This is a genomic window from Aeromonas sp. sif2416 (assembly GCF_019218665.1).
GTDB classification, from domain to species: Bacteria; Pseudomonadota; Gammaproteobacteria; order Enterobacterales; family Aeromonadaceae; genus Aeromonas; species Aeromonas encheleia.
In genome coordinates, this window is the sequence record NZ_JAHUXC010000004.1 from 98,565 (window position 1) to 118,680 (window position 20,116).

General features: G+C 64.1%; 23 protein-coding genes. 13 read left to right on the top strand and 10 right to left on the bottom strand.

Annotation, left to right across the window (positions count from 1 at the left end):
* Positions 1-70: 70 nt before the first annotated feature.
* On the bottom strand, positions 71-421 hold the full coding sequence (locus KW821_RS09625; protein ID WP_042652281.1) for a phasin family protein: 351 nt from the start codon (positions 419-421) through the stop codon (positions 71-73).
* A gap of 314 nt (positions 422-735) precedes the next feature.
* Between KW821_RS09625 and KW821_RS09630 the strand changes: the two genes are divergently transcribed.
* From KW821_RS09630 to pdxY, 3 genes are all read left to right on the top strand, one after another.
* On the top strand, positions 736-1,299 hold the full coding sequence (locus tag KW821_RS09630) for a VC2662 family protein (protein ID WP_218291281.1): 564 nt from the start codon (positions 736-738) through the stop codon (positions 1,297-1,299).
* 77 nt (positions 1,300-1,376) lie between these two features.
* A complete protein-coding gene (locus KW821_RS09635) occupies positions 1,377-2,132 on the top strand; it encodes a DUF429 domain-containing protein (protein WP_218291282.1) in 756 nt (251 codons plus the stop codon).
* Positions 2,133-2,491: 359 nt separating this feature from the next.
* Positions 2,492-3,355 (top strand): pyridoxal kinase PdxY, encoded by an 864-nt coding sequence (pdxY, locus tag KW821_RS09640; protein ID WP_218291283.1) that lies wholly within the window; start codon positions 2,492-2,494, stop codon positions 3,353-3,355.
* A gap of 36 nt (positions 3,356-3,391) precedes the next feature.
* Here pdxY and KW821_RS09645 read toward each other — a convergent pair whose 3' ends face one another.
* The 4 genes from KW821_RS09645 to cyaB form a co-directional block, all read right to left on the bottom strand.
* Positions 3,392-3,703 (bottom strand): antibiotic biosynthesis monooxygenase, encoded by a 312-nt coding sequence (locus KW821_RS09645; RefSeq protein ID WP_218291284.1) that lies wholly within the window; start codon positions 3,701-3,703, stop codon positions 3,392-3,394.
* 120 nt (positions 3,704-3,823) lie between these two features.
* A complete protein-coding gene (locus KW821_RS09650) occupies positions 3,824-4,330 on the bottom strand; it encodes an N-acetyltransferase (protein ID WP_218291285.1) in 507 nt (168 codons plus the stop codon).
* Between the two features lie 51 nt (positions 4,331-4,381).
* Positions 4,382-4,774 (bottom strand): NUDIX domain-containing protein, encoded by a 393-nt coding sequence (locus tag KW821_RS09655; protein ID WP_218291286.1) that lies wholly within the window; start codon positions 4,772-4,774, stop codon positions 4,382-4,384.
* A 17-nt stretch (positions 4,775-4,791) separates the two neighbouring features.
* Positions 4,792-5,343: a class IV adenylate cyclase gene (gene cyaB / locus KW821_RS09660; RefSeq protein WP_218291287.1), complete on the bottom strand. Its 552-nt coding sequence runs from the start codon at positions 5,341-5,343 to the stop codon at positions 4,792-4,794.
* A 268-nt stretch (positions 5,344-5,611) separates the two neighbouring features.
* On the opposite strand from cyaB, the gene KW821_RS09665 reads away from it, so the two are divergent.
* The 3 genes from KW821_RS09665 (at position 5,612) to KW821_RS09675 (ending at position 7,586) form a co-directional block, all read left to right on the top strand.
* Complete coding sequence (locus tag KW821_RS09665) at positions 5,612-6,457, top strand: DUF5718 family protein (protein ID WP_042652273.1); 846 nt, start codon at positions 5,612-5,614, stop codon at positions 6,455-6,457.
* Positions 6,458-6,660: 203 nt separating this feature from the next.
* Entirely contained in the window at positions 6,661-6,993 is a 333-nt protein-coding gene (locus KW821_RS09670; RefSeq protein WP_218291288.1) for a YnfA family protein, read from the top strand.
* Between the two features lie 155 nt (positions 6,994-7,148).
* Complete coding sequence (locus KW821_RS09675; protein WP_218291289.1) at positions 7,149-7,586, top strand: acetyltransferase; 438 nt, start codon at positions 7,149-7,151, stop codon at positions 7,584-7,586.
* A 73-nt stretch (positions 7,587-7,659) separates the two neighbouring features.
* On the opposite strand, the gene KW821_RS09680 is transcribed toward KW821_RS09675, so the two are convergent.
* Together KW821_RS09680 and KW821_RS09685 are read right to left on the bottom strand one after the other, a co-directional pair.
* On the bottom strand, positions 7,660-9,069 hold the full coding sequence (locus tag KW821_RS09680; RefSeq protein ID WP_218291290.1) for a DEAD/DEAH box helicase: 1,410 nt from the start codon (positions 9,067-9,069) through the stop codon (positions 7,660-7,662).
* A gap of 233 nt (positions 9,070-9,302) precedes the next feature.
* On the bottom strand, positions 9,303-9,785 hold the full coding sequence (locus KW821_RS09685; protein ID WP_218291291.1) for a glutathione peroxidase: 483 nt from the start codon (positions 9,783-9,785) through the stop codon (positions 9,303-9,305).
* A 222-nt stretch (positions 9,786-10,007) separates the two neighbouring features.
* On the opposite strand from KW821_RS09685, the gene KW821_RS09690 reads away from it, so the two are divergent.
* Positions 10,008-10,616: a 2OG-Fe(II) oxygenase gene (locus tag KW821_RS09690; RefSeq protein WP_218291292.1), complete on the top strand. Its 609-nt coding sequence runs from the start codon at positions 10,008-10,010 to the stop codon at positions 10,614-10,616.
* A 217-nt stretch (positions 10,617-10,833) separates the two neighbouring features.
* Positions 10,834-11,823 carry a D-alanine--D-alanine ligase gene (locus tag KW821_RS09695; protein WP_218291293.1) on the top strand — a complete coding sequence of 330 codons (990 nt, stop codon included), beginning with the start codon at positions 10,834-10,836 and terminating at the stop codon, positions 11,821-11,823.
* A 102-nt stretch (positions 11,824-11,925) separates the two neighbouring features.
* Here KW821_RS09695 and KW821_RS09700 read toward each other — a convergent pair whose 3' ends face one another.
* Positions 11,926-12,300, bottom strand: coding sequence for a VOC family protein (locus KW821_RS09700; RefSeq protein WP_218291294.1), 375 nt, complete (start codon positions 12,298-12,300; stop codon positions 11,926-11,928).
* Positions 12,301-12,492: 192 nt separating this feature from the next.
* Between KW821_RS09700 and KW821_RS09705 the strand changes: the two genes are divergently transcribed.
* Positions 12,493-13,272, top strand: coding sequence for a tRNA-uridine aminocarboxypropyltransferase (locus KW821_RS09705; protein WP_218291295.1), 780 nt, complete (start codon positions 12,493-12,495; stop codon positions 13,270-13,272).
* A gap of 336 nt (positions 13,273-13,608) precedes the next feature.
* Entirely contained in the window at positions 13,609-14,388 is a 780-nt protein-coding gene (locus KW821_RS09710; protein ID WP_042652264.1) for a TSUP family transporter, read from the top strand.
* Positions 14,389-14,456: 68 nt separating this feature from the next.
* On the opposite strand, the gene KW821_RS09715 is transcribed toward KW821_RS09710, so the two are convergent.
* Both KW821_RS09715 and KW821_RS09720 read right to left on the bottom strand, forming a co-directional pair.
* Positions 14,457-15,308: a LysR family transcriptional regulator gene (locus KW821_RS09715; protein ID WP_218291296.1), complete on the bottom strand. Its 852-nt coding sequence runs from the start codon at positions 15,306-15,308 to the stop codon at positions 14,457-14,459.
* Between the two features lie 51 nt (positions 15,309-15,359).
* Entirely contained in the window at positions 15,360-16,277 is a 918-nt protein-coding gene (locus KW821_RS09720) for a DMT family transporter (RefSeq protein ID WP_218291297.1), read from the bottom strand.
* Positions 16,278-16,444: 167 nt separating this feature from the next.
* Here KW821_RS09720 and KW821_RS09725 point away from each other — a divergent pair, with 167 nt between their 5' ends.
* The 3 genes from KW821_RS09725 to KW821_RS09735 all read left to right on the top strand — a co-directional run bounded on the left by KW821_RS09725 (position 16,445) and on the right by KW821_RS09735 (position 20,047).
* Entirely contained in the window at positions 16,445-17,323 is an 879-nt protein-coding gene (locus tag KW821_RS09725) for a helix-turn-helix domain-containing protein (RefSeq protein ID WP_370302239.1), read from the top strand.
* 259 nt (positions 17,324-17,582) lie between these two features.
* Positions 17,583-19,217 (top strand): ATP-dependent endonuclease, encoded by a 1,635-nt coding sequence (locus tag KW821_RS09730; RefSeq protein WP_042652260.1) that lies wholly within the window; start codon positions 17,583-17,585, stop codon positions 19,215-19,217.
* A gap of 110 nt (positions 19,218-19,327) precedes the next feature.
* The gene (locus KW821_RS09735) at positions 19,328-20,047 is read left to right on the top strand and encodes a hypothetical protein (protein WP_218291298.1); all 720 of its coding nucleotides are present in this window, start codon (positions 19,328-19,330) and stop codon (positions 20,045-20,047) included.
* Positions 20,048-20,116 lie beyond the last annotated feature (69 nt).

Sequence of the window (20,116 nt, forward strand, 5' to 3'; positions counted from 1 at the left end):
CCGTGGCGGGACTAGCCCGTCATATCGAGTCATGGGGAGATGTGGCTGCCCGAGCGGGCAGCCAGGGTTATCAGGCCTTGCCCGTGGTCTTCTTGATGCCATCAGCGGTCAGCACGTCCAGTTCTTCCTTGAACTGCTGACCGAGCGCGTTGAGCTTCTGGATGTCATCCAGCATCTGGCGGGAGAGTTGGCTGGCGGTTTCCAGCTGCACAGTGCCGAGGGCGGCCAGGCTCTGGGCATCCTGCACCTTGCCCGCCGCCTGCAACTGGTTCAGGCCCAGCTCGGCATAGGCGTTGGCGGAGGCCAGTTGCAGACGGGTCAGCTGTTCAATATTGCTGGCCAGCAACTGGTTGTAGCGGGTGAGGGGGGAGGCAAAGCCTTGCATCTGCTCGGTAAAGCTCTTGAGTATGTCCATATTCATCATGCGTCTCCATTTCGGCAGAACTGTATTGTTATGAGCCAACTGGCCCTGAGTGGGTACAACTTGTCATCCATGGTCACGTGTTGCTTGCTCTGTTCAAACACACGTTTAACTATATTGTTACAAGATGTGGTTTGATGTAAATAACAGAAATGTTAATTTCAGTTTGAATTTTAATTTCATCTGTATTTATTGGCTGTCTTTGGTGAGAGTGGATTCAGACGAGCTGTGACGCAGCGCCGCCGGTGCGGCCTCGAACCCCGGGCCGGGCACTGGTAGGCTGCCCCGATGCTCAGATCCTCAAGGAATCCCCGATGAAATCGCTCACCCTGCTGCTTGGCAGCGGCACGCTGGCCCTCTGTGGCGCCGCCCAGGCCAGTACCCCGGTCCAGATCTCGCTGCCCGGCATCAACCTGCCGGCGTCTCATCAGGTCGAGGGGGCGCGCGCCTCCTTCCTGTACGGCCGGACCGGCCAGGTGAAGGGAATAGACTTGCCCGTCTTCGCCCTCTCTGACGTGGATCAGTTCACCGGCTTGCAGCTCGGCATCTTCTTCGGTGCGGCTCGGGTGCGTCACCAGTTTGGCGGGGTCGCCATCAACGCCGTCAACTGGCATGGCGGGCAGGACACCGGGCTCAACCTGGGCTTCGTCAACCTGACCAACAACGTGCGGGGGCTGAACTGGGGCGCGGTCAACATCGCCCAGGGCAACGCCCTGGCCAACGTCGGCTTCGTCAACTATGCCGAACGCACTACTTTCCAGATTGGCTTCGTCAACGCCACCAAGCATCTCGATGGCTTGCAGATCGGTCTGGCGAACTACGCCGAGAACGGCATCTTCCCCATCTTGCCGCTCATCAACTTCAAGAAATCCTTCTAAGGCGCGGCCCAGCCTTGCATTAGCGAAGGCAACCATTACCCTGTGCAGCATCGACAGTGCAGAGAAGTGATCTTGAGATGACAACTGAGCATATGGATGCCATCGGTATCGGCTGGGATGTGAGAGGCTGGCAGGGCAACGCCCAGGCGGTGGCCGTGGTGGGCTGGCAGGCCCGCGAACAGCGGCTGCACTGGTTTGGCGTCTCCCCCCTGTTTCGACTGAGCTCCCGGGTTGCCCCGGATCTTGACGCACTGCTGCGCCCGGCGTTGCAAGACGAGATGAGCCTGATGCAGGTGCTGGCCTGTCCGCAGCTGGCCCTGGGGATAGATGCGCCGCTCGCCTTCCCACGGGCGTTCGCCGATCTGCTGGCGGGCAGGGGAGGCGAGTGCGCCGTGCCGCAGCGGGAGATAGACAACCCTTACGCCTACCGCGACTGCGAGCGCTGGCTACACCGGCAATATGGCAAGAAGCCGCTCTCGGCCACCTTCGACAGGTTGGGCAACAACGCCACCCTGGCGATCGCCATGCTGCCGCGGCTAGCGGACTTGCAACCGGTGCCAAGACAGGTGCTACTGGCCGATCGCGCCGTGCTGGAGGTCTATCCGGCGCTGGCCAAGGCCGGTGGCAGAGCCTCCCTGGCCAGAGACGAGATCGCGGCCAGTTTGCCGGCGGATGTCATGGCGGGGACGGATCGCTATGATGCCGCCCTCTGCGCCCTGATGGCGCTGCAGTATGCCGCCAGGGGAGGCGTCTCGGCTCTGCCGCCGCTGGTCTCGGCTCCCGCCGATTTCCCGCTGGACGAAGGCTGGGTCTATCACTTCGTCCGGGACTGAGCCTTCGAACTAAGCCTTCAACACGGGCTGCCGCATTCCCTCGCTGGCAGCCCCTGTCTTTTCTCCTCGTCTGTTCCCCCTTGCCTCAATGCCCAATCCGGCCTGGGTGTTGAAATATCGTTCTCATATGCCATCAAACAAGAAGATTGAGACACCATAAGACACCCGGCAGACGAGGTGCCAGCCGGCCAAGCGGCAAGGCAGAGGGGTCAGCTGCGCGGGAAGCAGGGTGGAAAATCCGTCATGGGGCCGCAGTTATTTCGGCTCAAATGGCGGTAGGCGCCGCGAATCGCTGGAAGAGGGCTCTCTTCATCCGATATATTGCCTGCTTTCCTCATGCTTCTTCTGTGGTGGTTTCCATGAAACGCATTCTCTCTATCCAGTCCCACGTGGTTTTTGGTTGTGCCGGTAACAGCGCCGCCGTGTTCCCCATGCGCCGTCTAGGCATGGAAGTGTGGCCCATCAACACTGTGCAGTTCTCCAACCATACCCAGTACGAGGCGGGATGGCAGGGGATGGCGATGCCGGCCGGTCACATCGGCGCCCTCTGCAAGGGGCTGATGGAGATAGAGGTGCTGGGGCAGTGCGATGCGGTGCTGAGCGGCTATCTGGGCTCGGCCGAGCAGGGGGACGAGATCCTGGCGGTGGTCGCGGCCGTCAAGGCGGCCAACCCCGAGGCCATCTATTTCTGCGATCCCGTGATGGGTCACCCGGAGAAGGGCTGCATCGTCGCCCCCGGCGTGACCCGCTTCCTGACCGAACAGGCGCTGCCGGTGGCCGACATCATGGCGCCTAACCTGCTGGAGCTGGAGACCCTGTGCGACACTCACCTGGCCGACTTGAGCCAGACCCGCGAGGCCGCTCATCGGCTGCTGGCCAGGGGCGTCAAGATGGTGCTGGTCAAGCACCTGGGCCGCGCCGCCAGCCAGCCTGGCCGTTTCGAGATGCTGCTGGCCACGGCCGAGGGGGATTACCTGATCGCCCGGCCGCTCTACGAATTTGCCCGCCAACCAGTCGGGGTGGGGGATCTCATCAGCGCCCTGATGCTGGCGAACCTGCAGGCCGGCTTTGATGCCGTGGCGGCCTTCGAGCGCACCAATGCGGCGGTGGATGCGGTGCTGCTGTGCACCTGGCAGGCGGATGCCTACGAGTTGCAGCTGATCGCGGCGCAGGCCGCCTTCGCCGAGCCTAAGGTTGAACATCGTGCAGAGCGGCTGGCCTGAGGGATGGCGTGATCAGCTAGCCTTGTCGGCGGTTGATCAGCTGACCGCCGGTCCGCCCACTGTGACGGCCTGAAAATGCTCGACGGTGGGGAAGGGATCGTAGAAGTGATGCAGCAGCGCCTTCCACTGCTGGTACTGGGGGGAGCCCCGAAAACCCCGGGTGTGATCCTCGAGCCGCCGCCAGTTGACCAGCAGCAGGTAGCGATGGGGGTCGGTCAATGAACGCTGCAGCTGGTGGCCGCCATAGCCGGGCATGGCGCCGATGATGTGCTGGGCCTGGGCGAAGGCCAGCTCGAAGGCGGCGCTCTGACCCGGGATGATCTGCAGTGGGGCGACTTCCAATATCATGCTGGCTCCTTGCCTGTCTCCATGGAGGGGCCATTTCAGCAATGAATGCGCCAATAAACAAGGCCAGCCTCGCGGCTGGCCTTGTTTATTGCGAGCGTCTGGCCGTACGCCGCCTCTGATTCAGAGCTGCTTGTAGAAGAACTGGGTCGCCGCCAGGGAGCCGTCGCCATTGCGAGCGAAGTCCGGGATCTGGCCCGCCTCCTGATAACCCAGCTGGCGATAGAGGGTGGAGGCCACGTCGCCGACCCGGGAGTCCAGCACCAGCAGGGTGCGTTTGGCGTCGCGGGCGCCTTGCTCCATGGCGTTCATCAGGGCGCGACCGACCCCCTTGCCGCGGGCCTCGCTGTGTACCATCAGCTTCTCCACCTCGGCTCTATGACCGCCGTTCGCCTTGGTGCAGAGCGCCAGTTGCAGCGCCCCGACCAGGTGGTGCTGATCGAAGGCCACCCAGAGCCTGCGTACCCCGTCGGCCAGATCTGCTTCTATACCCTGCCAATATTCCAGCCCCAGCTCTTCTGGCAGTGGTGGCAGGAAGCCCACAGATGCGCCACTGGCCACGCAGTCCTGCAACAGGGTGATCAGCGCCGGTTTGATGCCTCTGGTGCTATCGACCTCAATGATCTCCATTGAAACTCCTCATCGTCTATGACTCATCTCTCTTGCTACTCACATCGGGTATTAACGGATCAGGTCTTGCTCGGCCAACCAGTGAAACAGCAGGCGGGAGACCGGGGACACCTGGTCCAGATGGCGGCTGTCCAGCCAGCGCAGCTCGGCGATCTCCGCCGAGGCCACGGGGGTGCCGCTGGCCTCGCCGGTGTAGCAGCGCAAGTTGACCAGTACCCCTTCTGGCTTGCCATCGGCCTGGGCGCTGAATTCGCAGGCAAAGCGCAGCGTCTCAGGCTGCAGGGCGACGGCCAGCTCCTCCTCAATCTCCCGCCGCAGCGCGGCCTCGTCGCTCTCACCCGGCTCGCGCTTGCCGCCGGGAATGTAGTAGATGGCCTTGCCGTGGGAGCGGGCGCACAGCAGCTGCCCATCCTTGAAGCTCAGCCAGGCGAGTTTATCGATCATGGGGCAAGTTCCTCTTGTCAAAATGCGCTCTGCTGCTCGCACAGGGTGCGATAGGAGCGGGTCTCCAGCTGGTCGGCCGAGAGCGCGAGTTGCGCCGCCAGCCCCTGCAACTGCTGGCGATAGCCAGGCAGTTTGGCCTCCTCGTCGGTCATGATGGCCAGCTCGGCAAAGTCGCCGAGCCCGTCCAGATGATCCAGGGTCAGGTGAAAGGGGCCGACGAAATAGATGCTGCGCCGCTTGGTGAGGGTCAGCACCTGCTGATAACCCAGGTTGTGCAGCATGCTGATGGCCTTGTCGGCATCGGTGATGTTGACGGCCTCGCAGCGATCGGCTCCCGGTCCCTTGACGATCCAGAGCCGGATGCCGGAGGGCTGCATGGTGCGGATCACCAGGCTCTTTCCCTGCTCGGCCAGGAGCCGCTGCGGCGTGTCGAAGTAGCAGTCCCGCTCATGATTATCCTCCACCATCACCTCGGGATTGAGGGCTTTGAGGGCGGTGAGGAAGGCGGCGCGATCCGTCAGGCGGTATTTGAATTCCACCTCGAAACGACCCTGAAAATGTGTACTCATGAGGTGCACTTGGCGCTCAAACGGCAAATGAATAGTGCAGACTAGCAAAAGTGCGGGGCTTGCCCAAGCGCCTGGATCACAGCTTGGGAGCGATCGCCGTCTTTGTGCGCAGTCGGCACCTGAAAAGTTGGGCTGGCGCACAGCCCGTGGCAGGGTGACTGGGCGCCGTGGCGGGGTTGTGCTCTAATAAGCTCCCTCTTTGGCGGTAGGGTGCCGCCCATGAACAACGACAGCGGCGGTGAATGGGCCGACGCGAGTGGAGCCATAGATGCAGATCACGCAATTGAGCAACTTTATCGGATTGGGGGTGGCGGGCAACTTCGCGGGCCACCTGGAGCAGGCGGGTGAGGCGGCCGATTTTGTCGCCGTCAAGGTCACGGACAAGGTCGCCCCCAAGGCGCTGTTCCCCTTCTATGTGCCGTCCCATCCGGGCCAGCTCGGTGTCTTCCCGCTCAGCGGCGATGCCATCTTCCTGCCAGAGGCGGCGGTGAGCGGCGATGAGAAGGTGCAGATCGAGCCTGAGGTGGCGCTCTGGTGCGAGCTGGAGTACGCGGGGGAGCAGGTGGTGGCCATCCATCCCCGCGCCTTCGGCGCCTACAACGACTGCTCCATCCGTCGCCCCAACGCCAGGAAGATCAGCGAGAAGAAGAACTGGGGCCCCGAGAGCAAGGGCTTGGCCGAGAACCTGCTACCGCTCAGTGCATTTGCCGCCGGTTGCGAGCTCGATGACTATCGCATCGCCTGCTACCTGGAGCGCGATGGTGAGCTGCATGGCTACGGGGTCGACAGCGCGGCGGTGGATTACAGCTATTTCCATCAGCAGTTGCTGGCCTGGGCCATCGACAAGTTCAACCATCAGCAGGACGAGGGCCCGGCCGAGCACATCCAGGGGCTGCTGTCCCAGGCGGGCCGCCCGGCCCATGCGCTGATCAGCATAGGCGCCACCCGCTACACCCCCTTCGGCGAGACTCACTTCCTCAGGCCCGGCGACACCTCCTGCGTGGTGGTCTACCCGGCCAGCCGCTACGGCGAGCTCGACATCCAGGACGCCATTCGTCGTCGCACCTTCGGCCCGGACGTCTCGGCCCTGCTGCAGGCGGTCAAGACCCGCTGATCCCCTGGGCCCTCCCCATTCCTGGGGGAGGGCCTGTTATTTGTGCCTCGCAGCCATCCCCGCATTGCTTGCGCCTCCTCAAGGGCTGCCGCGATCCTGCCACCTTCCCATGGACAGCATGAGAAGCGGATTGAAGCGCGCCGATATAACAGTATGATTTGCCAAAAGAAGCGCCCTCATCGGCAAGGATCACTGCACCTCACATGATTGAACTCAAAACCATAGCCCTGTTTCTGGTGACGGCGGTCGCCGAGATCCTGGGCTGCTATCTGCCCTATCTGTGGCTGACCCAGGGCAAGAGCGCCTGGTTGCTGCTGCCCGCGGCCTTAAGCCTCATGCTGTTTGCCTGGCTGTTGTCGCTGCATCCCACCGCGGCCGGCCGGGTCTATGCCGCCTATGGCGGCGTCTATATCTTCGTGGCCATTCTCTGGCTCTGGGCCGTGGATGGCATCAGGCCCACGCTCTGGGATCTGGTCGGTGCCGGGGTAGCCCTGCTTGGCATGGCCATCATCATGTTTGCGCCGCGTCAGGCCTAGGGCCAGACACCGGGGAGGGCACAAGGCCACCCGCCGATTGTACGGATGGTCAGGCATCGGCTTGGGTTGTCATCAGGCAAGTCGATGCCGAGGTGCTGGCAGGCCGATCGTGCAGGGCATTAAGCCCGCCAACCAATAGACGGAGTCAACAAAGAATGAAAATTGAACAAGCGCAACCCGGGGATTATCAGACCCTGATCGCCATCTGGGAGGCGTCGGTGCGCACCACTCATCACTTCTTGCCAGAGGAAGAGATTGTTGCCCTCAGGCCGCTCATTCTGGAGCACTACTTTGCCGCCGTGACGCTGACCCATGCCCGAGACGAGCAGGGGATCGCCGGCTTTTGCGGGGTGCATGATGGCAACATCGAGATGCTGTTCGTCGACCCCAGGGCGCGAGGGCGCGGGGTCGGCAGCCTGCTGGTGGCCGATGCCATCAGCAGGCAAGGTGCGACCCGGGTGGACGTCAACGAGCAGAACGAGCAGGCGCTCGGCTTCTATCGACGCATGGGCTTTGTAGTGACGGGGCGCTCGCCGCTGGATGGCCAGGGCAAGCCCTATCCGTTGCTGCACATGGTGCTCGCCGCCGGTTGAGGCCGTCGAAAAACAAAAAACCGCCCGAGGGCGGTTTTTTCATTGCGGGCACCTGGCTTCAGGCACCGGCGTCTTACTCCTCGGCGGAGTCGTCCTGATAGCTGTCACGCTGGGTCTTGGGCAGACGGCGCATGGGGGTGAAGCCGATGTCTTCACCCACGACCTCGCGCTTGCGCGCCGGGGCTGGCTTCCTGGCGGCATCGCCCCTGGCCGCGGGCTTGCCTTTGCCCTTGGCGCCGGATTTTTCGCTGGCGGACTTGGCATTGTGCTTGGCGTTGGCGTGGCCACGGTCGCGCGGCGGGTTCTGCACCGGCTTGCTGCCCGGCAGGGTCTGACGGGTCGGCTTGCCGCTCGGCTCGTAGCCTTCCATGATCTCGCTCGGAATGCTCAGACCGATCAGCGCTTCGATGGCCTTGAGCTGATCCTGTTCATCCAGGCTGACCAGGGAGATGGCCTCACCGCCACGGCCGGCCCGACCGGTACGGCCGATGCGGTGGATATAATCCTCGGCCACCTGGGGCAGCTCGAAGTTGATCACGTGGGGCAGATGATCGATGTCCAGACCACGGGCGGCGATGTCGGTGGCGACCAGCACCCGGACCTTGCCTTCCCGGAAGTCGGCCAGCGCCCGGTTGCGGGCCCCCTGAGTCTTGTCGCCGTGAATGGCGACGGTATCCAGGCCATCTTTCACCATCTGGTGAGCGAGGCGGTCGGCGATCTGCTTGGTGCGCACGAACACCAGCACCCGCTGCCAGTTATGGCGGCCGATCATGTGGGAGAGCAGCTCGCGCTTGCGCTCGCGATCGACCTTGATGATGCGCTGGTTGACCTGCTCGGCGGTGCTGTTGCTCGGGCTCACCTCGATGAGGGCCGGATTTTTCAGCAGATCGTCGGCCAGTGCCTTGATCTCGTCCGAGAAGGTGGCGGAGAACAGCAGGGTCTGCCGCTCTTCCGGCAGCGCCTTCATGATGCGGCGAATGTCGGTGATGAAGCCCATGTCGAGCATGCGATCCGCTTCATCCAGCACCAGCACTTCCAGCTCGGTCAGGGTGAGGGCGCGCTGGGTCAGCAGATCCAGCAGGCGGCCCGGGGTGGCGACCAGGATGTCGACCCCGAGTTTGATGGCGTCCAGGTTCGGCTTGATGCTGACGCCGCCGTAGGCGATCAGGGTGCGGAACGGCAGGTGGTGGGCGTATTTGATGATGCTTTCACCCACCTGGGCGGCCAGCTCGCGAGTCGGGGTCAGCACCAGGGCGCGGACCTGGCGACGGCCGCCGCGGCCGTGGTTGGCCATCAGACGATGCAACATGGGCAGGGTGAAACCGGCCGTCTTGCCTGTGCCTGTCTGGGCGCCGCCCAGCACGTCCTGTCCTGCCAGAATGGCCGGGATGGCTTGCTGCTGGATGGGGGTTGGCTGTTCGTAACCCAACTCCTTGACGGCCCGCAGTATGTGCGGTGACAGACCCAGTTCATTGAATGACATGTTCGAGAGAAACTCCGAGCCTTGGGCTCAACGGGTGACGGCAGCCAGAGGGCCCGTCACGACATGGAAAAGATTATGGGCGCGTAATATAGCAGAACTGCGGCGAGCACGCAGTAATCCTGTGGGCAACGAGTGCTTTACGGGGCCGGGCCTCGCGCCGCAAGCCCCGCATCCTGCCGCGCTCGCCAAGGGGAGAGGGGATCCCGGCCTGTGAAAGCTGCGGCGCAGCCTCTTCAGGCTGGCAGCAGCGCCCGGATCTTGTCGGTCAGCTCCTCGGGCTTGGTCTGGGGGGCGGCTCTGTCCACCACCCGGCCCTCGCGGTCGATCAGGAACTTGGTGAAGTTCCACTTGATGGCCTCGCTCCCGAGCAGACCCGGCTTCTGCTGCTTGAGCCAGCGGTAGAAGGGGTGGGCCTGCTCGCCGTTGACCTCGCACTTGGCCATGAGCGGGAAGCTGACTGGGTAATCCACCGAGCAGAAGCGGGCTATCTCCTCGGCATCGCCGGGTTCCTGATGGCCGAACTGATCGCAGGGGAAGCCCAGGATCACCAGCCCGGTCGGGCCAAATTGGCGATGGAGCGCCTCCAGCCCCTGGTATTGGGGGGTGAAACCGCAGCGACTGGCCACGTTGACCACCAGAATGACCTGGCCCTGCAGGGCGTCCAGGGGAAAGTCGCTGCCATCGAGCCGTTGCAGAGTGAGGGAGGGAAGGGACATGGCGAGCTCCTGAAGGGGTGACAGGGTCAAAGGTTGAGGCCACTATCGGGCTCTATGGGCACGTTAGCTGGCTAGGGGCGGTGGGGCAAGGGGAAATCGGGGGCGGGCGCCTGCGCCCTTGTGCGTATTGATGGTGGGACTTCTCAGGAGAAGCAATCCGGTTTGTGCCAGGGGGACTAAGTCGCTACAAAGCGCACTCTCTCCACTCGTTGCGAGCCCATCTTGGACTATCAAGCCGTCATGGATGCCATTTACACCCGAGGATGGGTGATAGTGGATGATTTTTTAACCGCCGCCGAGGTGGAGGCGCTGCGTGCCTGCCTGCCGGGGGACTGGCAACCGGCAGGGATCGGGCGGGAAGCGCTGCATCAGGGCAACCCCGATATCCGCCGTGATCAGATCCACTGGCTCGAGGCTGATCTCGGTGCGCCTGTGGTGGATTACCTTGCGCGCATGGAGTCCCTGCGCCTGGCCGCCAATCGCAGCCTGATGCTGGGGCTGTTCGACTACGAGGCGCACTTCGCCCGTTATCGCAGCGGTGACTTCTATGCCACCCACAGGGACGCCTTCGCCGGTCGCTCCAATCGCCGCCTCACCTCGGTGTTCTACCTCAACAACGGCTGGCAACCGGAGGCGGGCGGAGTGCTGCGCGTCTACGACAACGACGAGCAGTTTCTGATGGATGTCTCACCCAAGGGGGGACGGTTGGTGCTGTTCCTGTCCGAGGAGTTTCCCCACGAGGTGTTGCCAGCGAGCCAGGAGCGTTACAGCATCGCCGGCTGGTTCAGGGTCAACGGCAACGGCGTCGGCCGGGTCGATCCGTCTCGCTGATTGAAACCGCGAGACCTTTTCTGACACAGGGGTTGCCACAATCGAGGCCTTTGTGGCCCCAAGCGGGGGAAGAGGGCTTCCATCGGCTGACAAGGCTTTGCCTCCCTTGCTACACTGGCCGCACTCAATGTTCGTATCTGGCTTCGTCCGGTTTTTTTTCGTGCGGTGGTTCATCACGGATCATGACGAAGCCGCTTCTCCCAAGGGATCATATCTAATGAAGAACATGCATGTTTTGCTGCTGTGCGGCGGCGGTGGCGCCGAACACGAAGTCTCTCTGCGTAGTGCCAATTTCCTCGAGCAACAACTCGCCCTCCTGCCCAATGTCGAAGTGACCCGGGTCGAGATGTTTGCCGATCGCTGGCTCAGTGCCGACGGCCGCGAGTGCAAGCTGGGGCTGGACAAGCTGCTCTCCTTCGACAGCGTGGCCCGCCCGGTGGATTACGTGGTGCCCTGCATCCACGGCTATCCTGGCGAGACCGGCGATCTGCAATCCTTCCTCGAGCTGGCGGGCCTGCCTTATCTGGGTTGCGACGCCGAGGCGAGCAAGATCTGCTTCAACAAGATCAGCACCAAGCTGTGGTTCTCCGCCCTCGGTATCCCCAACACCCCCTATCTGTTCCTGACCGAGCAGGATGAGGCGGGGATCGCCGAGGCGAAAGCCGCCCTCGCCAAGTGGGGCAAGGTGTTCATCAAGGCCGCCTCTCAGGGCTCCTCCGTTGGCTGCTACTCCGCCAGCAACGAAGCCGAGCTGGTGCAGGGCATCAAGGACGCCTTCGGTTACTCCGAGCAGGTGCTGATCGAGAAGGCTGTCAAGCCGCGCGAGCTGGAAGTGGCGGTCTACCAATACGGTGACGAGCTGGTGGCGACCTATCCGGGCGAGATCTGCGTGCCGACCGACAAGTTCTACACCTACGAAGAGAAATACAGCAGCGCCAGCCACACCGAGACCGCCTTGCATGCGGAAGGTTTGACCCTGGCTCAGTCTGATGCCATCCAGGCCTATGCCCTCAAGGCATTCCGTCAGCTGAAGTTGACCCATCTGTCGCGTATCGACTTCTTCCTGACCGAGGAGGGGGAGATACTGCTCAACGAGATCAACACCTTCCCCGGCATGACCTCCATCTCCATGTTCCCGAAACTGCTGGAGCATCACGGTCACAGCTTCGCCCGCTTCCTCGAGCAGATCCTGCGCAAGCCCGCCTGAGAGGCGGCAGTGGTGAAATGAAGAGGGGCCGGTTGGCCCCTCTGTCATATCCGGCGCGACAACTCACATAGGTGCCGAGGTGAACAGCCAGATGTGCGCGCCCTAGGGATCGGCGATCAGGGCCATGCGCCCGACGGTGGGGATGTCCATGGCGGGCACCACCACGCTGCCCCCATGGGCCGTCACCTTGGCCAGCCTGGCATCGACGTCATCCACCGCTATGTAGGTCGCCCAGTGGGGCGGCACGCCGGCCATCTGCGGATTGTCGCGGGTGGCCTGCACCCCGGCCACCGGTCGGCCATTGGCGACCAGCATGGGGTAGTTGCCGCCCTCCATCTCCATGAGCTCAGTCTGCCAGCCGAGCACCTCGGTGTAGAAGCGGACCCCGGCCTCACCATCGGGCACATAGAGCTCGTGCCAGGTGAAGGTCTTGCCTTCGGCCAGGGCATGCTCCCTGGCCATGTCTTGTTCTGCCATCTTCTCCTCCTGTGTCCCATCGACCTTCCCGGGTGTGGGATGATGGGGTGACGACCAAGTATAGAGCGACTCATTGGGCTCGCGAGTCTGACCGGGGAGGGCCGCGCAGCTTGCGGCCCGCAGACCCGCTCGCTACAATCTGCCCCCTTTTGTACTGCAAACCGCACCCCAGACTGTGCCGCCGAGCCCGCCATGAAGCCAATCCCCGATCACGCCGTCAACCGCCTGCGCATCTGGCGCAAGAGCATCTCGACCCGACCCTTTCTCGCCCGCGGCGGCAGCGTGCCCCGCTGTGAAGCCTGCCAGCTGCGCCATGCCTGGTGTGCCTGCGAATGGCGGCCCGAGCTCAAGGCCGAGGCCGGTTTCTGCCTGCTGATGTACGACAGCGAGCCGATGAAGCCCTCCAACACCGGCCGCCTCATCGCGGACGTCTTGCCTGACACGACCTGGGCCTTCCTCTGGAAGCGTACCGAGCCCCACCCCGACTTGCTGGCCCTGCTGGCGGATCCCGCCTGGCAGCCCTATGTGGTGTTCCCCGCCTGCGAGAAGAACCCGGCGCGGGTGACCGAACGGGTGGCCCTGGCCCCTGGCAAGAAGCCGCTCTTCATCCTGCTGGATGGCACCTGGCCCGAGGCGCGCAAGATGTTCAACATGAGCCCCTATCTGGATGGCTTCCCCGTGCTGTCGGTGCGGCCGGATGCGCTCTCTACTTATGGCATGCGGGTGGCCAATTGTGACGAGCACCTCTGCACCGCCGAGGTGGCGGCCTGTGTGCTGGAGGTGGCCGGCGAGCTGGCGGCGGGTCAGGCATTGCAGCTCTGGTTTAATCTGTTCAGCAGCCGCTATATGGCCGGCCGCGTGAGCCGGGCTCCCGGCGAGGACGAGTCACCGCTGTTGCAGGCCCTTGACGAGATCAACGGGGGAGTCGCCGAACCTGCCGTGGAGACGGGCGAGCCCAGCGTTGCCACCTAACCGTCAGCTCGGCAGCTGCATGGCGAAGATGAAGTCTTCGGGGCAAGAATGGCCCGCGATAAAGGGCAGGGGAGAGACAGCGCCGGCCAGGCTGATCGCCTGAACCGCTGCGCCGGTGATCAACGAACATAGGGGAGCGGATCCACCGTCTGCCCCTGTTTCGCTCGCTGTACGAGTCTGTGCCTGGGGTCGTCTATTGATGAAAACCAGGAATCAATTGGCTGCCATTGTTTCGTTAGCCTCATGAGCCTGCGCCCGCTAGGATAGCGACCAGCGTTACTCATCTGTGCCCGCCTGGCGTCGCCGCGGGGCACCACAATCACACGAGGTCTATGGATGGAATTGGAACTGCTTACCCTGGTCGCCCTGTTCGGGGTCGCCCTTATCGCCGGCTTTATCGACGCCATCGCCGGGGGCGGCGGCCTGTTGACGGTGCCAGCCCTGCTGGCGACCGGCATGCCGCCGGCGCTGGTGCTCGGCACCAACAAGCTGCAGAGCAGCTTCGGCTCCTTCTCCGCCACCTGGTTCTATGCCCGCAAGGGGCTGCTGGAGTGGGCCATGATCTGGCCCGCGGTGATCTGCACCTTCATCGGCGCGGCCATCGGCACCCTGGCGGTGCAGACCATAGACGCCGCCATCCTGGAGCGGCTGCTGCCCTTCCTGCTGATGGCCTTTGCCTGCTACTTCTTCTTCTCCCCCAGGGTGAGCGATGCCGAGAGCGCTCGCCGTCTCACTCCCATGCTGTTCGCCCTGCTGGTGGGTGGCGGGGTCGGCTTCTATGACGGTTTCTTCGGGCCGGGCACCGGGTCCTTCTTCGCCATCGGCTTCGTGGCGCTGGCGGGCTTTGGCATGGCGCGGGCCACGGCCCATACCAAGCTGCTCAACTTCACCTCCAACATCGCCTCCCTGCTGTTCTTCGCCCTCGGCGGCAAGGTGGTGTGGAGCGTCGGTTTCTGCATGGCCCTCGGCCAGTTCATCGGCGCCCGCTTCGGCTCCAAGCTGGTATTGAAGAAGGGTGTGAAGCTGATCAAGCCGCTGCTGGTCACCGTCTCCCTGCTGATGTCGGCCAAGCTGGTGTGGAGCCAGTACCCCGAGCTGTTTAGCTGGATCAGCTAAAAGACCTCTTTCGTTGCAGATGACAAGGCCGCGTGATCGCGGCCTTGTCATTTCAGTTACCCTCGGGCTCAACTTGGCCGGGCGAAGTGGGCCCTGATCCCCTCGACCAGCCGGCCGATGCGCTCCCGCTTCAGGCTGCTCTGGCGATAGACCAGGTGCAGCGGCCGCCCCAGCCCCGGCAGGGGACGCGCCCGTTCCCCCTGCTCGCCCACCAGGGCCAGCAGGCCTGCCGGCAGCAGCACCGGGCCTATGCCCGCCTTGGCCAGCTCGATCAGCGCCAGATAGGAGTCCAGCTCCATGCTGGGCACCAGCCCGAGCGCCGCCAGCGGCTCGCGCAGGTAGCGGTTGGAGGGATTATCCAGATCCATGGTCAGTATGGGTTGCCCCTGATCATGAGATAGCCGCGCCCCTTGATCCGCGTCGCCCACCAGATAGAAGGGCTCCTCCAGCAGCAACTCGGCGCACAGGCCGTGACCGGGGGGCAGCCGACCGGCACAGATGCCGAGCAGGGCATCGCCCCCGCGCACCCGCGCCAGTATGACGGGGGTGTGGTGGGTGGAGAGGGCGAGGCAGGGATCCTGGCTGAGGTAGTCGTGCATGAAGCGGGCGAGGTAGCCCGCCAGCAGGGTCTCGGAGCAGGCGACGGGCAGGGGGGTACTGTCGGTGAGGGTCTGGCTGTCCGCCAGCACCCCCTTCATCTCCGCCAGGCTCGGAGCCAGCCGGGCGAGCAGCTCCAGAGCCTGGGGGGTGAGCCGGATCTGGCGGCCATCCGGCTCGATCAGCTTCTTGCCGAGGCGCGACTCCAGCTGATTGATGCGCTTGCTCACCGCCGACTGGCTGATGTAGAGGCGGCTGGCCACCTTGGCCATGGTGCCCTCGCTCGCCAGCAAGCTGAGTGTCTCCAGCCCTTCCAGTAACATATCCCCTCCCATCCTACCTGTTGGAAGGGGTTACCTTAGGGGCTGGTGGACTCAGGGGCAAGTGCCGTCTGCCGCCTTGGGATGCGGCCAGCGCCAGGACTTCAGGGGCGGGGCGAAGATCACCAGGTTGCCGAGCAGGCTGATCACCACCCCCACCACAGACACCGTCTGCCAGACGAAACCCTCATACAGGGTGGAGAGGCTGAGCGCCACCAGGGGGAACAGCACTGTGGCGTAGGCGGCCTTGCTGGCGCCGATGCGCCCCACCAGGGTGAGGTAGGCGGTGAAGGCGATGACGGAGCCGAAGATGGCCAGATAGACCATGGCCGCGAGGTAGCGGGGCTCGGTCGGCAGGACCAGGGATTGGCCGAGCAGCAGGACCCAGCCCAGCAGCAGTGCCACCCCGTACACCATGCCCCAGGGCACCATCTGCAGCACCTGGTAGCCCTGGCGCTGACCGCGGGCCGACACCAGATTGCCCAGGGAGAAGCAGAGCGTCCCCGCAGAGGCGAACAGCAGTCCCTTCCAGCCGTTTGCACCCAGTTGCGCATCCGCCAGCACCGGCCAGAACAGCAACAGGGTGCCGAGCAGCCCCAACAGGGAACCCTGCAGCCAGCGCAGACTCGGCTTTTTACCCTCGAACAGCCAGAGGTTGAGGCCGTTGAAGATGCTGGCGCTGGCGAAGATCACCGCCGACAGGCCGCTCGGGATGTAGAGGGTGGCGTGGTAGAAGCAGAGGAAATTGGTGGAGAACAGCAGGGCGCCGAGCAGGGCGGCGTAACGCTGGCCCTGCCAGGGCAGGCGCGGGAACTTGCCACTGAGGGTGAGCAGGGCAAACAGCGCCAGGGCCGCCAGCGCGAAGCGATAAAGTACGGAGACCTCGATGGGGATGGGCCCCAGCTGCCAGGCGATGGCGATCCAGGTGCTGCCCCAGATGAGGACGGTGGAAATATACAGCAGTAAGTTCATAAGGGATCCGGTCAGAAAAGGGAAACGACATGGGGATCAGCATGGGCCGGACGGCGTGCGCTGGCTTACAGCATCTTGCGGTTTTTTTGGCGTGACCGCTGTGCGCGGCAAGGGGGAGGGGTAAGATGGGGCAGGATGAGGCGCAAGGCACAGGCGGGTTGCAGCAGATGAGACAGGCGGGAGTATTCGATGCACTGGTCAGCACGGGGGCAAGGCTGGAGGATTCCTGCTGGCTGGAGCCCGGGCTCGGGGTCGCCAGCTGGCGCAACTGTTACGATCAGACCCGCTACCACAAACCTGGCCATCATACTGTCAGCGTCTACCTGCAGGGGGGCGAGCAGACCGAGCGGCTGGACGGGCCCGGCGGCCACGGTGGCACCGGCAAGGTGTGCATCATGCCGGATCACCACAGATCCGAGTGGCTGGTGCGCGAGGAGTTTCGCTTCTTCCACCTCTATTTCAGCCCCGATCACCTCGCTCGCATCGCCGAGCAGGCCTGTGACAAGGAGGGCCGTCATCTGGTGCTGGAAGACAAGACCTTCATCGATGATCCCCAGGCCGCGGCGCTGGTGCAGGCCCAGCTGATGAAGCTGGACTGGCAGCACGGGGTCGATCGCATGGCGCTCTCCCACGGCGCCTGGATGCTGATGTTGCACGCCTATCGCCACCACACCCGGGAGGCGCCCAGCCTGCCCGAGGTGCGCGGCGGCCTTGCCCCCGTGGTGATCCGGCGGGTGCAGGAGTATCTGCTGGCGCACCTGGCCGAGCCCGTCACCCTGAGCGAGCTGGCCCAGGAGGCGGGCCTCAGCGAATATCACTTCGCCCGCATGTTCGGCCAGAGCCTGGGTTGCCCGCCCCATCGCTACCTGCAGGGATTGCGGCTGAAGCGGGCCAAGCAACTGCTGGCAGGACCCGATCCCCTGGCCAGCATCGCCGCCCAGTGCGGCTTCTCCTCCCAGGCCCATCTCGGCAACCGCTTCCGGGAGGCCTTCGGCCTCAGTCCCGGGCAGTGGCGCAGCCAGTTGTCATCCCATTGTCACGGATAGGCGGCAGACTCGTTGGGTAACGGCAGCCTGGCTGCCCTCTATCACCAAGGAGTGTCCATTGAAGCATCGCAAGCGTCAGATCCGTACCCGCCATCTCTGGTTCAGCCATTGGAATGGCCCCAAGACTCGGCTCTGTGTCCCTCCCGCCCCCGAACCTCTCATTCCTCACAGTTCCCGCTGAAAGTCGCCACGACCCGATAGGATTTTCCTGGCAACTTTGCCACTATGACGCCATCAGCATGGACTTGGGTATGGCCTCATGTTTCTGGAACGTATTGAAGTCAAAGGTTTTCGCGGGATAAATCGGCTCTCGCTCGGGCTGGATCACACCACGGTGCTCATCGGCGAAAACGCCTGGGGCAAGTCCAGCCTGCTGCGCGCCCTCTGGTGCCTGCTGGGGGATGCCGGCCCCTATCAGTTCACCCGCGATGATTTCCACCAACCGGAAGACCCGGAGCTGGCGTCGTCGCGCAACCTGCAACTGGTGCTCACCTTCAGCGAGTACCGGCCCCAGATGTGCCAGCACTCACGCCGGCTTGCGCGCCTCGGCGAGGCCTGGATCCCGCACCGGGACAAGTTTCACCGCGTCCATTATCGCGCCAGCGCCGAGCTGCAGGATGACGGCAGCGTGCTGACCACCCATGACTTTCTCGACGGTATCGGCAAGACCCTGGCCATCGACGACAACGATGAGCTGGTGCAGTTGCTCATCACCATGAACCCGGTGTTCCGCCTGCGCGATGCGCGCACGATCCGCGATGGGGTCGAGGCGCTGCCCTGGGGGGATCTGTCCGAGCAGCGCCTCGGCGAGCTGTCCGGCAAGCTGACGGATGAGCCCCAGCGCATCGGCGAGCCCGAACTGAAGGAGGCGTTGCTGGCGGTGCGCCAGTTGATGGAGCACTACTTCAGCGCCCTGGCCCCCATCAAGCACAAGCCGCGCAGCCAGCGGGAGATCGTCAATCGCCCCATGACGTTGCGCAACCCCGGCAATCTGCAGATGCTGCTGCGCAACGCCGACAACCGGGCCCTGCAGCTGGCGATGGCGGGCATGGCGGCCATGTTGCTCAACGCCCGCGGCAACCGCGAGCTGGAGGAGGGGGCCAGACCCATCATGATCCTGGAAGATCCTGAGAGCCGCCTGCACCCCACCATGCTGGCGCTGGCCTGGGGCCTGCTAGAGCAACTGCCGGGCCAGAAGCTGCTCACCACCAACTCGGGGGATCTGCTCTCCTCCCTGCCGCTCAACCAGGTGCGCCGGCTGGTGCGCCGTCAGCAGGACATCGTCTGCCATCAGCTGGGGGGCGAGCGCTACAGCAGCGACGATCTGCGCAAAATCGCCTTCCATGTGCGGATCAACAGACCCATGTCGATGTTCGCCCGCTGCTGGCTGCTGGTGGAAGGGGAGACCGAGATCTGGTTGCTCTCCGAGCTGGCCCAGATCTGCGGTTACAGTCTGCGGGCGGAAGGGGTGCGCATCATCGAATTCGCCCAGTGCGGCCAGGCGCCGCTCATCAAGGTGGCGCGGGACTTTGGCATCGAGTGGCACCTGCTTACCGACGGCGACGAGGCCGGGATCAAGTACGCCAGCTCGGCCCGCTCCTTGCTCAAGGGCGAGCGGGAGCGGGATCGACTGACCCAGCTGCCGGCGGCCGACATCGAGCACTATCTCTATCAGAACGGGTTCGAGGGGGTGTTTCGGCGCGAGGCCGGCGTCGGCGGCCGCTCGACCCTCAACCCCGGGCGCATCATCGCCAAGGCCATCCATCATCGCAGCAAGCCCGGCCTGGCGCTGGCGGTGGTGGAGGAGGCGGAGCGACTCGGCGGCGAGCGCATCCCGCCGATGATCCGGCAGATGTTCGCCAGGGTGGTGGCCCTGGCGCGCGGTCAGGGCTAGATCCGGATATCGCCGTTGGGGATGGGGGCGGGTTTGGGTATACTCGCCCCTCTCATTTTTACTGCCGGGCGCCCCTTTGGCCCCGTCATCAGTTTGCTGCCGGAGATCCTATGTTCGTCCAACTTCCTTTTTGGCTCTTTCCCCTGACCGGCCTGATGGCGCTGGGTGCCCTGATCGCACTCGGGCTGGTGCTGTGGCGCGGCGATCTCTGCCCGGGCCAGCGCTCGCGGATCACGACGCAGCTCTTCTCCATCTGGGTGATCACCGGGCTCTCCCTGATGCTGGCGATGGAGGCCGGGATGAAAGGCTGGCTGATCTGGTGCGGGGGCGCCGCCATGATCCTGGGGATAGTCCTCTCTCTGGCCCAGTCCCGCCTGGAGGGCAAGCGCGCCATCCCGTCCAGTCTGCTGTGGCTGCCGGCCATGCCGCTCGCCCTGTACGGACTGGGCCTGCTGCAGATCCAGGGCTGGCTGAGCGGGGCGTTGCAGATGGTGCTGCTGGGATCGGCCTTCGCCCACCTGATGCTGCTGCGCGCCCGTCACAGGTTGCAGGCGTTCAATACCCTGCTGCCCATGGCGGGGCTCATCGCCGCCATCCTGAGCCTGATCTGGCTGGCGGTGCTGGTGGGGTGGCAGGGTCATGGCGCTAGCCTCGATGCCCTGATCCCCGGGGTGCTGACCCAGGCCGGGCTGCTGATCGCCGCCCTGCTGCTCTGGTTCAGCCCGCTCTATCGACAGCAGGAGACGGCGCCTGTGGTGGTCTCGACCACCCTCTGTGGCCTGATCATCGCCCAGCTGGCGGCGACCAGCGTCTTGCATCAGCTGGTCTGAGCCCGCCGCAACGCGTCATGAAGAACAGAGAAGCCCGCGCCGTCCCATAGGCGCGGGCTTTTTCATGGG

Excerpts from the sequence above, each read along its gene's own strand:
- KW821_RS09735 (WP_218291298.1), top strand. The coding sequence starts at position 19,328 with ATGTTCGTCCAACTTCCTTTTTGGCTCTTTCCCCTGACCGGCCTGATG.
- KW821_RS09715 (WP_218291296.1), bottom strand. The coding sequence starts at position 15,308 with ATGTTACTGGAAGGGCTGGAGACACTCAGCTTGCTGGCGAGCGAGGGC.
- KW821_RS09635 (WP_218291282.1), top strand. The coding sequence starts at position 1,377 with ATGACAACTGAGCATATGGATGCCATCGGTATCGGCTGGGATGTGAGA.
- cyaB (WP_218291287.1), bottom strand. The coding sequence starts at position 5,343 with ATGAGTACACATTTTCAGGGTCGTTTCGAGGTGGAATTCAAATACCGC.
- KW821_RS09675 (WP_218291289.1), top strand. The coding sequence starts at position 7,149 with ATGAAAATTGAACAAGCGCAACCCGGGGATTATCAGACCCTGATCGCC.
- KW821_RS09670 (WP_218291288.1), top strand. The coding sequence starts at position 6,661 with ATGATTGAACTCAAAACCATAGCCCTGTTTCTGGTGACGGCGGTCGCC.
- KW821_RS09700 (WP_218291294.1), bottom strand. The coding sequence starts at position 12,300 with ATGGCAGAACAAGACATGGCCAGGGAGCATGCCCTGGCCGAAGGCAAG.
- KW821_RS09710 (WP_042652264.1), top strand. The coding sequence starts at position 13,609 with ATGGAATTGGAACTGCTTACCCTGGTCGCCCTGTTCGGGGTCGCCCTT.
- KW821_RS09695 (WP_218291293.1), top strand. The coding sequence starts at position 10,834 with ATGAAGAACATGCATGTTTTGCTGCTGTGCGGCGGCGGTGGCGCCGAA.
- KW821_RS09730 (WP_042652260.1), top strand. The coding sequence starts at position 17,583 with ATGTTTCTGGAACGTATTGAAGTCAAAGGTTTTCGCGGGATAAATCGG.
- pdxY (WP_218291283.1), top strand. The coding sequence starts at position 2,492 with ATGAAACGCATTCTCTCTATCCAGTCCCACGTGGTTTTTGGTTGTGCC.
- KW821_RS09655 (WP_218291286.1), bottom strand. The coding sequence starts at position 4,774 with ATGATCGATAAACTCGCCTGGCTGAGCTTCAAGGATGGGCAGCTGCTG.
- KW821_RS09630 (WP_218291281.1), top strand. The coding sequence starts at position 736 with ATGAAATCGCTCACCCTGCTGCTTGGCAGCGGCACGCTGGCCCTCTGT.
- KW821_RS09680 (WP_218291290.1), bottom strand. The coding sequence starts at position 9,069 with ATGTCATTCAATGAACTGGGTCTGTCACCGCACATACTGCGGGCCGTC.
- KW821_RS09685 (WP_218291291.1), bottom strand. The coding sequence starts at position 9,785 with ATGTCCCTTCCCTCCCTCACTCTGCAACGGCTCGATGGCAGCGACTTT.
- KW821_RS09645 (WP_218291284.1), bottom strand. The coding sequence starts at position 3,703 with ATGATATTGGAAGTCGCCCCACTGCAGATCATCCCGGGTCAGAGCGCC.
- KW821_RS09720 (WP_218291297.1), bottom strand. The coding sequence starts at position 16,277 with ATGAACTTACTGCTGTATATTTCCACCGTCCTCATCTGGGGCAGCACC.
- KW821_RS09725 (WP_370302239.1), top strand. The coding sequence starts at position 16,445 with ATGAGACAGGCGGGAGTATTCGATGCACTGGTCAGCACGGGGGCAAGG.
- KW821_RS09665 (WP_042652273.1), top strand. The coding sequence starts at position 5,612 with ATGCAGATCACGCAATTGAGCAACTTTATCGGATTGGGGGTGGCGGGC.
- KW821_RS09705 (WP_218291295.1), top strand. The coding sequence starts at position 12,493 with ATGAAGCCAATCCCCGATCACGCCGTCAACCGCCTGCGCATCTGGCGC.
- KW821_RS09650 (WP_218291285.1), bottom strand. The coding sequence starts at position 4,330 with ATGGAGATCATTGAGGTCGATAGCACCAGAGGCATCAAACCGGCGCTG.
- KW821_RS09625 (WP_042652281.1), bottom strand. The coding sequence starts at position 421 with ATGAATATGGACATACTCAAGAGCTTTACCGAGCAGATGCAAGGCTTT.